This is a genomic window from Clostridium sp. D33t1_170424_F3 (assembly GCF_015667585.1).
In the GTDB taxonomy this organism is placed as follows: domain Bacteria; phylum Bacillota; class Clostridia; order Oscillospirales; family Acutalibacteraceae; genus Anaeromassilibacillus.
In genome coordinates, this window is sequence record NZ_JADPEG010000005.1 from 87,412 (window position 1) to 101,387 (window position 13,976).

Annotated in this window: 13 protein-coding genes; 7 read left to right on the forward strand and 6 right to left on the reverse strand. The window is 50.5% G+C overall.

Annotated elements, in window-relative coordinates:
- Window positions 1-116 precede the first annotated feature (116 nt).
- From I4V53_RS04660 to I4V53_RS04670, 3 genes are read right to left on the reverse strand one after another with little or no spacing between them, the layout of a single operon-like run.
- Window positions 117-707, reverse strand: coding sequence for a hypothetical protein (locus I4V53_RS04660; protein WP_195984222.1), 591 nt, complete (start codon window positions 705-707; stop codon window positions 117-119).
- 6 nt (window positions 708-713) lie between these two features.
- Window positions 714-1,250: a hypothetical protein gene (locus I4V53_RS04665; protein ID WP_195984223.1), complete on the reverse strand. Its 537-nt coding sequence runs from the start codon at window positions 1,248-1,250 to the stop codon at window positions 714-716.
- Complete coding sequence (locus tag I4V53_RS04670; RefSeq protein WP_195984224.1) at window positions 1,228-2,172, reverse strand: ComEC/Rec2 family competence protein; 945 nt, start codon at window positions 2,170-2,172, stop codon at window positions 1,228-1,230. The genes I4V53_RS04665 and I4V53_RS04670 overlap by 23 nt, the downstream gene beginning before the upstream one ends.
- Before the next feature lie 269 nt (window positions 2,173-2,441).
- Between I4V53_RS04670 and I4V53_RS04675 the strand changes: the two genes are divergently transcribed.
- The 3 genes from I4V53_RS04675 (at window position 2,442) to I4V53_RS04685 (ending at window position 5,037) form a co-directional block, all read left to right on the forward strand.
- Entirely contained in the window at window positions 2,442-3,797 is a 1,356-nt protein-coding gene (locus I4V53_RS04675) for an AAA family ATPase (RefSeq protein WP_195984225.1), read from the forward strand.
- A 250-nt stretch (window positions 3,798-4,047) separates the two neighbouring features.
- Window positions 4,048-4,230 carry a ribbon-helix-helix domain-containing protein gene (locus tag I4V53_RS04680; protein WP_195984226.1) on the forward strand — a complete coding sequence of 61 codons (183 nt, stop codon included), beginning with the start codon at window positions 4,048-4,050 and terminating at the stop codon, window positions 4,228-4,230.
- 525 nt (window positions 4,231-4,755) lie between these two features.
- Window positions 4,756-5,037 (forward strand): hypothetical protein, encoded by a 282-nt coding sequence (locus tag I4V53_RS04685; RefSeq protein ID WP_195984227.1) that lies wholly within the window; start codon window positions 4,756-4,758, stop codon window positions 5,035-5,037.
- A 134-nt stretch (window positions 5,038-5,171) separates the two neighbouring features.
- On the opposite strand, the gene I4V53_RS04690 is transcribed toward I4V53_RS04685, so the two are convergent.
- From I4V53_RS04690 to I4V53_RS04700, 3 genes are all read right to left on the reverse strand, one after another.
- Complete coding sequence (locus I4V53_RS04690; protein WP_195984228.1) at window positions 5,172-6,047, reverse strand: pyridoxamine kinase; 876 nt, start codon at window positions 6,045-6,047, stop codon at window positions 5,172-5,174.
- A gap of 184 nt (window positions 6,048-6,231) precedes the next feature.
- Window positions 6,232-6,906: an acyltransferase gene (locus tag I4V53_RS04695; RefSeq protein WP_195984229.1), complete on the reverse strand. Its 675-nt coding sequence runs from the start codon at window positions 6,904-6,906 to the stop codon at window positions 6,232-6,234.
- A gap of 116 nt (window positions 6,907-7,022) precedes the next feature.
- Window positions 7,023-8,114 carry a dockerin type I repeat-containing protein gene (locus tag I4V53_RS04700; protein ID WP_207747840.1) on the reverse strand — a complete coding sequence of 364 codons (1,092 nt, stop codon included), beginning with the start codon at window positions 8,112-8,114 and terminating at the stop codon, window positions 7,023-7,025.
- A 581-nt stretch (window positions 8,115-8,695) separates the two neighbouring features.
- Here I4V53_RS04700 and rlmD point away from each other — a divergent pair.
- The 4 genes from rlmD (at window position 8,696) to I4V53_RS04720 (ending at window position 13,974) form a co-directional block, all read left to right on the forward strand.
- Complete coding sequence (gene rlmD / locus I4V53_RS04705; RefSeq protein ID WP_195984231.1) at window positions 8,696-10,060, forward strand: 23S rRNA (uracil(1939)-C(5))-methyltransferase RlmD; 1,365 nt, start codon at window positions 8,696-8,698, stop codon at window positions 10,058-10,060.
- Between the two features lie 61 nt (window positions 10,061-10,121).
- Window positions 10,122-10,598 (forward strand): LURP-one-related/scramblase family protein, encoded by a 477-nt coding sequence (locus I4V53_RS04710; RefSeq protein WP_195984232.1) that lies wholly within the window; start codon window positions 10,122-10,124, stop codon window positions 10,596-10,598.
- Between the two features lie 65 nt (window positions 10,599-10,663).
- On the forward strand, window positions 10,664-11,827 hold the full coding sequence (locus I4V53_RS04715; protein ID WP_195984233.1) for a GGDEF domain-containing protein: 1,164 nt from the start codon (window positions 10,664-10,666) through the stop codon (window positions 11,825-11,827).
- Window positions 11,824-13,974 (forward strand): PTS sugar transporter subunit IIC/EAL domain-containing protein, encoded by a 2,151-nt coding sequence (locus I4V53_RS04720; RefSeq protein WP_195984234.1) that lies wholly within the window; start codon window positions 11,824-11,826, stop codon window positions 13,972-13,974. Before I4V53_RS04715 ends, I4V53_RS04720 begins: the two co-directional genes overlap by 4 nt.
- Window positions 13,975-13,976: the final 2 nt, after the last annotated feature.

Below are 13,976 nucleotides of genomic sequence, written 5' to 3' on the forward strand. Positions count from 1 at the left end.
CGCCGGAGAACGCTGTTTTTTACGCAAGGCCTTCTAATACGAGCATAAAAAAGATACAGGTGGTAAACAGCAGGGGCGAGACCAATACAATCACAGGCTTATTTTTTTGCTCCACTTTATCGTGAGCTTCGTCGATCAGCCGCGTTTTCCTCAGGGCAGTCACGACGGGTTTGTACAACAAAAGCGTGATTGCCGCGTTTAGCCCGCCTTTTAACAGATTGACTATTTACAGCTTCAACCCGATCACAAACATACTTAGATTGTTTTCTATAAGAAAAGAGAAAAATCACAATTAAACAAATCGCAGCTAGCGCTTTCCAATTAGCAGAAAACCAATGCCATTTTATAAATAAAGTCTGTAATATCCATATGATTGGAAAAAGAATTGCGGATGTCAAAAGCGAACGTGTGTAATTATTCGTTTCAGATAGTGTTGTTATTTTCGAATTCACGCGCTCTGCTTTGACAAAACTTGAATATGGCACATGATTTATAAATCGGACTTGTTTCAGAATAGGTTCTATAGCTAAGGAACCTATTCGATTAATGACAAGTCCCACGAAATAATACACAACTATATCTTCCATGACATTGTCGGTTGGGAAGGATGTTTCAAAAAAAATTTTAAGGATAAATACAAAGAAAGCCCCAGGCAATAAATTGGTCAATAATTGATATGAATCTAATTTCCCCAGAATGCTACTCATAAACTCTTATTCTCCTAAAAACACAATTGGTGATACTCGATCAAAGGACTCTTGGATTCCATTGACGAGCCCTTTTTTACGATGCATAAACAGCTTCCGCTCCGACAGTGATGTTTGAAATCCAAATTGGCCCACATTATTCAAAGTTGTGGATTGTCTAAAAAGGTGGTTGGCATCTACAGATAACTCCTGTTTTGCAAACCATAATTGGGCATCTTGCTTTTTGCTCCTGAGACTATATAATAGCGACTTATGTGAAAGTCTTTCCCATATGCACGTGTTTGCAACAATAAATTCTGTGTTGTAAATTTGTGGAAAATTACAAAGAAAATGTACATCCGGCATATGCGCCGTAATGAATACACCGTCTACTCCATCATTAGAGATGCACTGGAAGAAACCGTAAGAATCTGAAACACTTATTTGCATATGTCCCCAATCCGAAACTTCCGCACAGGTCACATCCTGAATGAAGACGCGCCTTGCCTGTAGTTGAGTTGTATCGACTGCAATTTTTGGATCAGCACTTAAAATCCATCTCACCAAGCGTTACTCCTTGCAGTTTATTTGGCATATTTGTGGACCCAGCCTTTGGATAATTCACGACTCCCGTTTTCGTATTCATTGCGGAGCTTAGACGTTCATCGTTCATGTACTTAGTAACTTTTTCAGAGCCACCACTTGTTGCACCAGATCCAGTATTGTCTGATATGAAGTATTTCTTGGCATATGGATCTCTCAGCGTCTCGAAAATAGCCTGTGCATCCTCAAGTTGCCCATGATGAGGCAATTGAATGATATCGTAATTGTCAATACTATGTAGATATGAGGGAGATGCGTCCCCGCAGAGCAAAATAGTCTCAAAATTTTTCAGTTTGCACGTCAACTGAACACTTGCTGCATTCATCACCGTCTCTTCGGCATGTCCTTCACCGATTACATCATTAGTGCGGTTATCAACCGCTTTGGCTGCAACATCGGTAAACTCATCCTCTGTGGGACCAACAATTGTGCAGTTCCCGACTATCGTACCTTTTAATGCCTCCACTGCGGAAAATCCATACCCTTCTGCAGATTCGATAATTTCCTTAATATTATCGAATTCCTCTAACAGTGCTATTTTTAGGCTTTCTCGCGTCCGCCGCTTGTCGTTGACTTTGTCAAGAATGGTATCAACATGTTTCAAATACTGATGGGTATAGACGCTTACCGCATATTTGGCTTTGGAATCCAACCATGAAAGCAGATCGCAGGCGCCATTGGTGTGGTCGCTATCATTATGCGATACCACAATATGTATTTGTTTGATGGAAGGGTTTTCCAGCAAAAGGGCTTCTGTAGCTTCTGCGTGCCTTATATGGCCGCAATCATACACGACCAGAGAAGTGGTGTCGTAAAGTAATATACAATCCCCATAACGTGTATCCTTGTCCCCATCATAATAGCTAAGAGCTTTTAACTGCATATAACATCCTTTCTGCAGACAAGTAAAGGTGGTCTGCTCACCTGAATATAGTGATGCCACTAATTAATGGCGCTTCAGCACTCACAGGATGCGAGTGCTAATTTAAGGCAAGTATAGCACCCAAAGCAGGTTCAGTCAAGAGGATCTTGAAAGAAAATGTGATTTTTTCTCATAATCGATGAAACTTTTCGATGAAATAAAAGTGTTCTAATTGACAAACGTGACAATTTCGTTTATATTTACAATTACATAAGCTTGGAGGGGATAATATGTTAGTGGAATTTAGAGTCAGTAATTTTCTTTCCTTTGATGAGGAACAGACTTTTTCTATGGAAGCTGGTAAAGTCAGAAATAACATTGACCGTGTATATACAGACAAAAGATTTAAGCTTCTCAAATTTATGGCTATATATGGTTCAAATGCATCAGGAAAATCAAACTTAGTGAGCGCGTTTAATTTTGCGCAAACCGTTATTGTAAGAGGGATGCAGGCGGGTTTCAGCAGTAATTATTGCAGACTGGGCGAGGAAAATAGGCTTAAGCCGTCACATTTTGAGTTTACAATCAAGTTAGGACACGAACGTTATATTTACGGATTTGAAATAATACTAAGCGAGGGGCGCTTTGTGAAAGAATATTTAAAAAAGTGCCGTTCAGGGGCTTTGCATAAAACTGTTTTTCAGAGAGATATTTCTGTGGGGGATTACGAAGTCGATTCATTTTTTAAAGATACCGCAATAAACGAACGCTTAAAAATCTATGCAGATGATGTAAAAGAAGATGACTCCATTCTATTCTTGAGCTTGATGAACAAAAATAAAGAATCTCTATACTCAGATGCCTCAGAAATTCAAATATATAAACGAGTTTTTAACTGGATTAAGTATAAATTGAGTGTGAACTATCCTGATAGGCCGATAACGAGTTATTCCTATCTAATGGATGCTGAAAGAGTTGACCAAATAGGTAAATGGCTATCAACATTTGGAACAGGTGTATCTGAGTTTGTAATTGCTAATGTGTCATTAGAGAAAGTTACGGCTACGACATCTAAAGACATTATGCAGGACATAATTGAAAGCCTTAATGAGCAGAAAAGACTCTACGATGAAAAAGGGAGAAAGAGTAATCCTGCGGTCATGCTTCGATCAATGGGAGACAACTCCATGTTTATTATTGAGTTAGAAGGGGAAAACGTGCAATGCAAGACTTTAGAGTTTAAGCATGAAAGAACAAATGCAATCTTTTCACTGGAGGAAGAATCGGATGGCACCATTCGCTTATTGGATTTAATAGAGGTATTATTGAGCAAAGATAGCGAACGCATATATATTATCGATGAGATAAATAGGCGGTTTCATCCACTGCTCACATATAAGTTTATTGAGGAATATTTAAAACTAGCTGCAACACGTAATATCCAACTAATCGTAACGACACATGAATCCAAACTAATGGATTTCGAACTGCTTCGAAAAGATGAAATTGGTTTTATTGACAAAGATGAAGATGGAAAGTCAACGATTTATTCTTTAGACAAGTTTAATGAGCGTTTCGATAAAAAGGTTTGTAAGGCTTATTTTGACGGTAGCTATGGAGCAATTCCTAAGTTTAAAAAGCAATAGCATTTTCTTTCTATCGCGATAATTGGAACGCAAGATATATTATTCACTTGCGTAGGAGGTGGTGCTTCATTGAAGGAGCGTAAAAAACCGGGGCCGCATCCAGAAAAGCCTTTTCAGAAGAAATAAATAAGCGGCGTTCTCTGCGGTTCTGCATCCGTGAGAGGACGCCATATTTTTATATTTTATCTTGACTCTTGACTTTCCGTCGCTACTCCTATATCGCTATAGTAGCGACGGAAAGGAGGCGTGTATGCCGCCAAAGAAAATGGGTCGTCCTGTATCTCCAAATTCCAAACACACCATGTTCCGTGTTCGTCTGGATGACGTATCACTGGCTAAGCTTGAAGAGTGTGCAAAAGAATTGCACACGACGATGTCTGACATTGTGCGCAGGGGAATTGATCGGATACACGATGATCTGAACAAAAAATAAAGGAAGTGGCAGTCTCTCCCTAAAGCGACATGCCACTTCCCCCACACCGGCAAATGCCCAAAGGCAAATACGGCGTAAATATTATACCATGCGCCGCAATTCCTTTCAAGCGCTGCCGGTATGTACCAACAATTGCCTTGACTTTCATGCGCATATTATTTATAATATATATGCGCATGAAAGTGGGGTGAGCATGTGGCGCCAAAGAAAATGGGGCGGCCTCCGTCTGGTGACAAACCCATGAAGGACAGGATCTTTGTATTAGTGGATGATGATACAAAGATGAAGCTGGAATTTTGTAAGAAAGCTTTGGATACAACAACCTCTGATATTGTCCGAAAAGGAATTAACCAGATATATGACGGCCTCAATAAAAAATAAGGAAGTGGCAGTCTCTCCCTAAAGCGACATGTCACTTCCCCCAATACCGGCAAATACCCAAAGGCAAATACGGCGTAAATATTATACCATGCGCCGCGGCTCCTTTCAAGCATTGCCGGTTGAACAAAGAAAGGAAGCGTTTTTATGATTATACGGCAATTGGATGAAAAACAGTTTGCATGGTTCCATCGTTCTCTGATGCGCCATGCCCACGCCGAGCCGCTGGACGCGAGCTATACGGTAAACATGAAGATCAACCGGGCGGAATACGACGTCAGGCTGCAACCGGAGGAAGACAACCAGATCGCGGTTTTGCAGGCCCTGCGCGTCGACCGGAACAACTACGGCCCTGATTTTACCCTGATTACCGCAGACAACCTGCTGTCCTCCCTGCTGGAAATCCTGATCACACAGGGAATCGATTGAGTGCGGAAGCTTGAATAAGGGTTCATCCGTGCGATAAGAACATAGAGAAAAAGCTCTTCCTGTTGGCCCGTGACGTCCAACAGGAAGAGCTTTTCCATGCTCAAAGATTCTTGTATCAATCCATTATGCCGCGTTTATCGCGCCAGACGGATATTCGTGGGACACAGAAGCCCCAGTTCTTCCATAAAGCGGGGCAGACCGGCCTCAAAATTGACGCCGTAGCGCTGGTCGGTTTCGGATTCGCGGGTGCGGCGGATGCTGCCGCAGGTGTAGTCCACCGCGAGCTGCATGGCGTTTTTCAGCGGCATGCCGTTGAGCAGGCCGGACAGCAGCGCGCTGCCAAACAGGTCGCCGGTGCCGTGGTAGTAGCCCTCCACGCGCGGGGAGAACGCATAGCTGACGCGGCCCGTCGCCTTGTCGTAACCGGCCGCGCCCAGCAGGCTGGGGCTGAACCACACGCCGGTCAGCACCACCTGACGCGGGCCGAGCTCCGCCAGCCTCTCCAGCAGGTTTTCTATGTAGGGCCGGTCGTAAGGGCCGTCATAAAATTCCTCGCCAAGAAGGAACGCCGCTTCCGTCAGGTTGGGGACGATCAGATCCGCCTTTGCGCAGAGCTGTTTCATGCGCTTTGCCGTCTGCGGCGTGCAGGAGGCGTACAGCTTTCCGTTGTCCGCCATGACGGGGTCCACCATGACCAGCGTTTCACTGGTGCGGAACTGGTCAAAAATGTTGCCGACGATTTCCGCCTGTTCCTCAGAACCGAGGAAGCCGGAATACAGCGCGTCGAAGCGCAGGTCCAGGCTTTTCCAATGGTCCGCAAACGCGCGCAGGTCGTCGGTCAGGTCGCGGTACGTGCATGCGCCCAGCCCGCCCGTGTGGGAAGAAAGAACGGCGGTCGGAATCGCGCTGGCCTCAATTCCGGCGGCGGAAAGAACCGGAAGAATAACGGTCAAGGAGCACTTTCCAAAACCGGAAATATCGTGAATGGCGGCCACTCTTTTTTGTCTCATTACAATTTACCGGGGCGCTTTGGCCCCCCTCGCGCGCCCTGCCGCGCAAGGTCCTATCTTTGCGTATTTTGTACGCTGAAACCCGTGCGTTTCAGCCGTAGGCTTCCTATTTTATGAGAAACGGCAAGTAAAATCAAGGCGAAAAATGTAACAAGAAAACAAATATTTCCCGACGGGATTCGGGTTATTCCCCGCGCTTTTCCGCGACTTCTCCGGCGCGCTTGTAAATGCTGTGGGCGGGCACGTATCCGCGCACCATGGAGAGCGGGTAGATGTTGCTGCCGCGGCCGATCACAGAGCCGGGATTCAGCACGGAGTTGCAGCCGACCTCCACATGGTCGCCCAGCATCGCGCCGAATTTTTTGCGGCCCGTTTCAACACAGGCGTCGCCCACCCTGACGGTGACGAGCGTTTTATCCGCCTTGACATTGGAGGTGATGGAGCCCGCGCCCATGTGGGACTTGTAGCCGAGGATGGAATCGCCCACATAATTGTAGTGCGGAACCTGCACGTTATCGAACAGGATCACATTTTTGAGTTCCGTCGAGTTGCCGACCACGCAGTTCGCTCCCACCAGCGCGTTGCCGCGGATAAAGGCGCCCTGGCGGACCTCCGTGTGCGGGCCGATGATTGCGGGGCCGTGGAGATAGGCGGTGCCAAACACCGTGGCGCTTTTGGCGACCCAAATATCGTCGCCGCGTTTGTCGTATTCCTCCGGGGAAAGTGTCGCGCCCAGCTTCAGGATAAAGCCGCCGATCTCGGGCAGGACTTCCCACGGATAATCGTATTGCTTCATCAGGTCCGCCGCCGCGGTATGGGAGAGGTCATACAGGTTTTCAATCCGGATACAGTCTGTCATGGTAAAGTACTCCTCCTATAAAGGGGGCGCGACTGCAGAGCAGCGCGCCCGGTATCCTTCTATTATATTTTCCGTTTGCCCGCGGGTCAATGGAAATCCGTTGGAAATTCCAGCATTTAGCTTTTTTGGTAGACCAGATTTTTTAACAGAAGCAAATCGCCGGTGTCCAGAACGTCGTCCCGGTTCAGGTCTGCGGCGGTTGCGGCGGCGTCGCTCAGGTAAACGCCGTTCGTCAAAAATTCGTATAAACGCTGGACGTCGTTGGAATCCGCTTTCCCGCGGCCCGTGAGGTCGCCGGGGATGCAGGCGATCACCCGGGAATCCAGGCTGCCGCCGATCCATACGTCGACAACGTCCCCGGTAACCACGCGTCCTTTCAGCTTGCGGGTTCCGTCCGCCGCTGTGACCTGTACGATACCGCCGGTCTGCTCCAAATAAAATTGTTCCATCTCAGTGACCGTGACCGGCCCGTCGAACAGGTGAAAATTGGATTCGACCGGCGGGTCCTTCTCCGGCAGGCTGCTGTCCTCCGGATTTGGGTCGGAACCGCTTGATTCCGGCGGCGGAGGGTCGGAGGAGTCCGGGTCAGGTGTTTCGCCGCCCTCCTGCGGCATCGTTTCCGAGACAGAAAGCTCGTAATCGGCGCTGTCGAATCGGTAGACCGAAATGGGCGTCGCGTCGGTGATTTCCTCGAGGGGCGGGGCCGTTACCAGACAGAGCCTTCCGCCGTCCTCCGCGCGGCAGGCCCGTGTGTAATCGCAGACCGCGTTGCGGATGATACGGCCTTCGATCTCCCCGGTTCCGACCCGGCAGCGGGTGATCTGGATCGCAGGCGCGGTTTTTTCGCTCGCCTCTTCCAACAGGTCTGTGACGGAAAACAGGAGGTACAGGCTTTCATCCGCCGTCAATACGCGTTCGTAAGCGGGGAAGAAGTTCTGTAACAGCTGCACCTGCCAGCCGGAGGACGACGCGGTCAGCTTGGCCAGGTAAGTCTTGGAGACGCCGTCCGAGGTGACGGCAAAGTACCCGCCGTCCGATGCGGGAAGCAGCGTCTGGTTTTCCGGCAGAATATAAAGGCTGTCGATCCGGGAGAGGTCTGGCAGGTCTTCCTGTGTTCCGCTGGCCGCGCCCAACAGCGTGACGAGGACAGTGAGCACAGCCCAGCAGACCGCAATCGCACCGAACCGGCGCAGGCGTTTTTTCATCATTGACCCTCCCGATTGGCATATTTTTCCTGATCCTATCATAGCCGATGGGCGGGATTCATGACGAAATAGTGAAAAAATTTTACGTGATTATTTGCAGATAAGCAGTAAAAAAGCGAAGACCGGTATAACCGGTCTTCGCTTTTTTGGGGAGGAGTTGTATTGAAAAGGCGTGACAATCTTTGCCACGGAACTTATAATCAAGCTTTGTTTTCCTTTTTCTGGTTTCCATTATAATACCGGGAAAAAGCACTGTCAATCATTTCACAAATGTGTTGGATAGAATCTCTGTTTTGGACAAAACGTGACTTTTCAAATGGGATTTTTAGCGATTTTTTACATGAAGTTTTCGACGATTTTCGTAATAAAAAGAGGATGTCGATCGATTTATCAGTTTACTTAGATGAATAGAAGATGTGTAGAAATCGTAGAAACAACACCGCCGAAGGTCTCGTTTTGCGGAAAACGGAGTCCTTCCATTAAAAATATGATGCGTCCAAATAGAAACATTCCGATTTCTACCTGAAATGTGGTACAATAGACCTAAAATCAAATCGGTAGGCAAAGGGGCTTGAAATACGCGCATGGAACAGATCAAAAAGAACGACCGGATTGAGTTGGAAATTACCGGATATACGGCGGAGGGAAGCGGCGTAGGCCGCTGGCAGGGAATGGCGGTTTTTGTGCCGATGGCGGCCGTTGGGGACCGCTTGGAAACGCGCGTGTTAAAAGTGGCCAAAACCCACGCGTTTGGAAAAATAGAACAGATTTTACAGCCATCCCCGGAGCGGGTCGCGCCGGACTGTGCGCATTTCTCCCAGTGCGGCGGCTGCGTCTATCGACATCTCTCCTATGAGGCGGAACTACGGGCCAAGCTGCAGCGCGTCAAGGACGCGATAACGCGCATCGGCGGCTTTCCGGACCTGCCGGTCCGGGAAATTCTCGGCGCGGAACAGCCGGACGGATACCGCAATAAGGCGCAGCTGCCGATCGGCAGGGGGCCGGACGGGGAAATTGTCCTGGGCTTCTATGCGAACCACAGCCACCGGATCGTCGGCTGCGACCAATGCCGCCTGCAGCCGCCCGCCTTTGCGGCGGCGATGGACGCATTTCGCGAATGGGCGCGGCTGAGCGGCGACGAGCCTTACGACGAACTGACGGGAAAGGGCCGCCTGCGCCACCTGTACCTGCGCCAGGCCGACGCGACCGGCGAGGTGATGGTCTGCGTGGTGGTTAACGGGAACGGCGTGCACAAGGAACCGGAGCTGGTCGAACGGCTGCGGGAAAAAGTTCCCGGACTGAAAAGCGTGATGATCAACAGCAACCGCGAGCGGACCAATGTGGTGCTGGGCAAAAAGAACCGCGTGGTCTGGGGGCAGGACCATATCACAGACCGCCTCTGCGGGCTGGAATTTCACATTTCCCCGCTGTCCTTTTATCAGGTGAACCGCACACAGGCGGAGCGATTGTATCAAAAGGCGGCGGAATACGCGGGCCTGACCGGGAAAGAGACGCTGCTGGACCTCTACTGCGGCACAGGGACCATCAGCCTGTCCATGGCGGGCCGCGCCGGGCGGGTGATCGGCGTGGAGGTGGTAGCGCAGGCGGTGGAAGACGCGCGGGAAAATGCGGTGCGCAATGGGATCGAAAACGCGGAATTCTTCTGCGGGGATGCGGCGGAAGCCGCCGCAGAGCTGCGCGCCCGTGGGGAAAAGCCGGATGTGGTGATTCTGGACCCGCCGCGCAAGGGCTGTGCGCCGGAACTGCTGCAGACCGTGGCGCAGATGCAGCCGCAGCGCGTTGTGTATGTCTCCTGCGATCCCGCCACACTGGCAAGGGATTTGAAGCGCCTCGCGGAGCTCGGCTACGAGCCGCAGGAACTGACGCCGGTGGATATGTTCCCAAGGACCGCGCATGTGGAAAGCGTGGTGCTTTTAAATATGAGATAGGAATATAGATAAAAAGAGTCGCGCATCTGCAAAGCATGAAATAAAAAATAGGAGAAACCATATGAAACTGCTTTTTAAACAGCGCTTTTTTTCCTGGTTTGACAGCTACGACATTTACGACGAAAACGGGAAAACCGTCTATACCGTGGAAGGGAAGCTCAGTTGGGGCCATCTGCTGGAAATCCATGATGCGCTCGGGCGCCATGTGGGGACCGTGAAAGAAGAGGTGCTCTCATTTTTACCGCGTTTTGCGCTCTATGTGCAGGATCGGAAAATCGGGGAGATCAAAAAAGAGCTGACCTTTTTTAAACCGGCCTTTACCCTGGACTGCAACGGCTGGAGTGTAAAAGGTGATATTCTGGAGTGGGACTACCAGGTCGACGCGCCGGGCGGGAGAACGGTGATGCTGGCCAGCAAGGAGGTCTGGAACTGGACGGATACATACACGCTTTCCATTGAGCGGGAAGAGGACGCGCTGCTTTGCCTGATGATCGTATTGGCGATCGACGCTGCCAAGTGCTCCAGAGGGAACGGATAAGCTGCCCTTCCAATTGGGAAGATGGCGGGACGCGAGAGGGAAAAAGGGAACAGGGGATTGGTATCATGAAAACAAATGGATTTATAGGAAATATGTATCGGAGAAGTGCAGACTACTTTACCCATTACCGGGAGGATATCACAAATAATAATTTTATTATTTTGCGCAAGGCCGGGATTATCTATTTACTTTTGCTTACGTTTTATGCGGTGCTTTCTACTTTTATGTTCCGGAATACCACGCTGCTCAGCTGCTATGTTGTCTTTTGGGTGCTGTCGGTTGCGTTTGTCATTGTAGCAAGGAACTGTTACATAAAGCACAGGAAATCTTACCGCGCGATGCAAACGCTCTGTATGCTGTTTATTGTGCTGGTGATGGCGTTTATCATAGTAATCAGTGTGTTTCCGTATCCTACCAAACCGTCCATCTTTTTTCCCATCATGTATCTGGTCATGACGGTTCTGTTTGTCTTTCCCATGTGGAAGACAAACCTGCTGCTGTCGGCAATTGAGGCGGTGTTTGTAGTGCTGGTTCTTTTGTTTAAAACGCCGGACGGCTATTCCTATGATATTTTTGCTTCGGTGACAGCCTGGGTGATCGGATTTGCCTTTACATATCTCATTCTGGACCTGCGCCTTCGGGAAAACGACGTCCGCCGTGAGCTGGAGCGGATCAGCCTGATCGACGAGATCACAGGGCTCTCGAACCGGCGCGACTTCAACCGGTACATTGCACAGACATATGCGGAATGCCGGCGGAAAAAGCAGCCGATCGCCCTGTTTATGATGGACATCGACCATTTTAAAGATTACAACGACGATTATGGACATCTGGCCGGGGACGCCTGCCTGTCCCTGCTGGGGCAGGCGCTGCACGATGTCTTTGCGGAGAACGACATATATATTTCCCGTTACGGGGGAGAAGAATTCACATTGGTCCTGGTGGGCCGGCAAGTCAGGCAGACAGAGCAGATTGTCGAAGAAATTATGGATTGTGTGCGGCAGTGTGCAATTGAACGGAAGGGAAGCGCCACAGGCTACATTACCATCAGCATCGGCGTGGCGCAGGACGCCTGCCCGCAGAAAGAATCCTATATTGATTTGATTCAGCAGGCGGACACCGCACTGTATTATGCCAAGGAGAATGGACGCAATTGCGCGGCATATTACCATGAAGAAATGGGCTTGAAGAAGAAAACAGGATCGCCTGTTACGGGGTTGCACCAATGAAAGAAAATCAAACTGGTCGTTGGCAGGCGGTTTACCGCTGGCTGGAAGAAAATAAAATCCTGCTGTCTATCCGGCAGGGCATGATGCTGGCGGTTCCCCTGATTATGACGGGGGCTGTGGCTTTGCTGCTGCTCAGCATCCCGATCCCGGCCTATCAGGAGCTGTTGTCCACCCTGTTTGGAGGGGCGGTTCGTCAGTTCCTCTCCACCGTACAGGGTGCAACACTGGGAATGATTTCCTTCGTGATTCTGGTAACCACCAGCATCAGCTATGAATCGCTGAGCCGCCTGCCCTATCGCGGCGTCGTGCCAATGGTCAGCCTCTGCTCCTATGTAGCCTTTACGGCCGGCGGAGACCAACAGATGGCGTTTACCATCTTTGAAAGCACCTGGTTGTTTCACGCTATTTTCTGCGGTGTGGTTTCGTCCGCCGCCTTTGTCTGGCTGAAGGGCCGCCTGCCGGAGGGCGGGCGGATCTACACGGACGGGGAAGACGATCTGTTCCAGTACGCGCTGCATGCGGTTATTCCTGCGGCGGCGGTGATCGCCGCCTTTGCGCTGTGCAACCGCCTGCTGATGAGCGTGTTCGGCACGTCGAACATCCAGACGGTATTCTGGGAGTCGGGCAACCGCGTATTTGACCATCTGGGCCGGAACCTGGGAAGCGGTCTGCTGTTTCTGCTTCTGATGCACCTGATGTGGTTTTTTGGTATTCACGGCAGCAACGTTCTGGATGACGTGGCAAGGAACGTGTTCAATGCCGGTCTGGACGTCAATGTGCAGCTGGTCGCTGCCGGGCAGGCGCCGACCGAAGTGATCAGCAAGCCGTTTTTTGACACCTTTGCGCTGTTCGGCGGCTGCGGCGCGCTGCTGTGCCTGATTCTGGCGATCCTGCTGGCGGAGCGCCGAACCAATATCCGGCGGCTGACCAAAGCGGCGTTTTTGCCCGCGTTGTTCAATATGAACGAGCTGATGATTTTTGGCCTTCCAATTGTGCTGAATCCGGTCTACCTGATCCCGTTTGTCGGCGCGCCCCTGCTGCTGGCGGCAATCAGCTATTTTGCGACGGTTTGGGGCTTTGTGCCTTACGTTACGCACTCTGTAGAATGGACCACGCCCATCTTTCTGAGCGGCTATGTGGCGACCGGTTCCGTGGCGGGCAGCCTGCTGCAGCTCTTTAATCTGGCGGTCGGCACAGCCGTCTATTTTCCGTTTGTGCGCCTGGCGCAAAAGCTGCACCACCGGAACCGCGAGGAAAATATCAGCCGCTTGGCGGATGAGGTCCGGGCGATGGAGCAGCACGGCCAGCGCCAGCCGCTGACGGCCCGTACCGACATGCTGGGCATGACGGCAAAAGGTCTGGCGGGAGATCTGCGGCGCGCGATCCGTGCCGGACAGGTACAGCTGCACTATCAGCCGCAGGTGAACCGGGACGGCGTCATTGTCGGCGCGGAGGCCCTTCTGCGCTGGCGCCGTGAGAACGGGCAGTGTTTTTATCCGCCGCTGGTCATTGCCATCGCGGAGGAAACCGGACAAATGGACGATTTGGGCAGCTTCATCATCCAGCAGGCGTGCGCCGACCTGGAAGAATTGACCTGTCTGTTCGGCAACGGCATGGAAATTTCCATCAACCTGACGGCGGGACAGATTTCTGACGGCAACGTGCTGCAGGAAATCCGGGATAAGATCAGTGCCCACCGTTTTAAAGGAAAGCAGCTGGGATTGGAGCTGACGGAGCAGACAGCCCTGCAGATTTCTCCTGAAATCAGTGAACAGCTCCAGAACATGCGCGGCCTTGGAATGCAGGTGATTATGGACGACTTCGGCATGGGGCACAGCTCCATGATGTACCTGCGGGAAAACCAGTTCGACGTAGTCAAGCTGGATGGCAGTCTGGTGCGGGATGTGCTGACCAACAAGCGCAGCCGGGATATCATTTCCTCCATCATCTATTTGGCGGAATCGCTGGAATTCCAGGTGATCGCGGAATTTGTGGAAACGGAAGAACAGCGCGCCGTGCTGGAAGAGCTGGGATGCGTGTTTTATCAGGGGTATCTGTTCAGCAAGCCGGTGCCGTTTGAAGATTTGATCAAACTGGTTGCAAGGAACCGCAACGGGATCGAACAAAACAATCAGGAAAAGGAATAAAA

Bases quoted from the DNA above. Each gene is read 5' to 3' on its own strand.
- I4V53_RS04660 (WP_195984222.1), bottom strand. From the start codon at position 707: ATGAGTAGCATTCTGGGGAAATTAGATTCATATCAATTATTGACCAAT.
- I4V53_RS04670 (WP_195984224.1), bottom strand. From the start codon at position 2,172: ATGCAGTTAAAAGCTCTTAGCTATTATGATGGGGACAAGGATACACGT.
- I4V53_RS04675 (WP_195984225.1), top strand. From the start codon at position 2,442: ATGTTAGTGGAATTTAGAGTCAGTAATTTTCTTTCCTTTGATGAGGAA.
- I4V53_RS04680 (WP_195984226.1), top strand. From the start codon at position 4,048: ATGCCGCCAAAGAAAATGGGTCGTCCTGTATCTCCAAATTCCAAACAC.
- I4V53_RS04685 (WP_195984227.1), top strand. From the start codon at position 4,756: ATGATTATACGGCAATTGGATGAAAAACAGTTTGCATGGTTCCATCGT.
- I4V53_RS04690 (WP_195984228.1), bottom strand. From the start codon at position 6,047: ATGAGACAAAAAAGAGTGGCCGCCATTCACGATATTTCCGGTTTTGGA.
- I4V53_RS04695 (WP_195984229.1), bottom strand. From the start codon at position 6,906: ATGACAGACTGTATCCGGATTGAAAACCTGTATGACCTCTCCCATACC.
- I4V53_RS04700 (WP_207747840.1), bottom strand. From the start codon at position 8,114: ATGATGAAAAAACGCCTGCGCCGGTTCGGTGCGATTGCGGTCTGCTGG.
- rlmD (WP_195984231.1), top strand. From the start codon at position 8,696: ATGGAACAGATCAAAAAGAACGACCGGATTGAGTTGGAAATTACCGGA.
- I4V53_RS04710 (WP_195984232.1), top strand. From the start codon at position 10,122: ATGAAACTGCTTTTTAAACAGCGCTTTTTTTCCTGGTTTGACAGCTAC.
- I4V53_RS04715 (WP_195984233.1), top strand. From the start codon at position 10,664: ATGAAAACAAATGGATTTATAGGAAATATGTATCGGAGAAGTGCAGAC.
- I4V53_RS04720 (WP_195984234.1), top strand. From the start codon at position 11,824: ATGAAAGAAAATCAAACTGGTCGTTGGCAGGCGGTTTACCGCTGGCTG.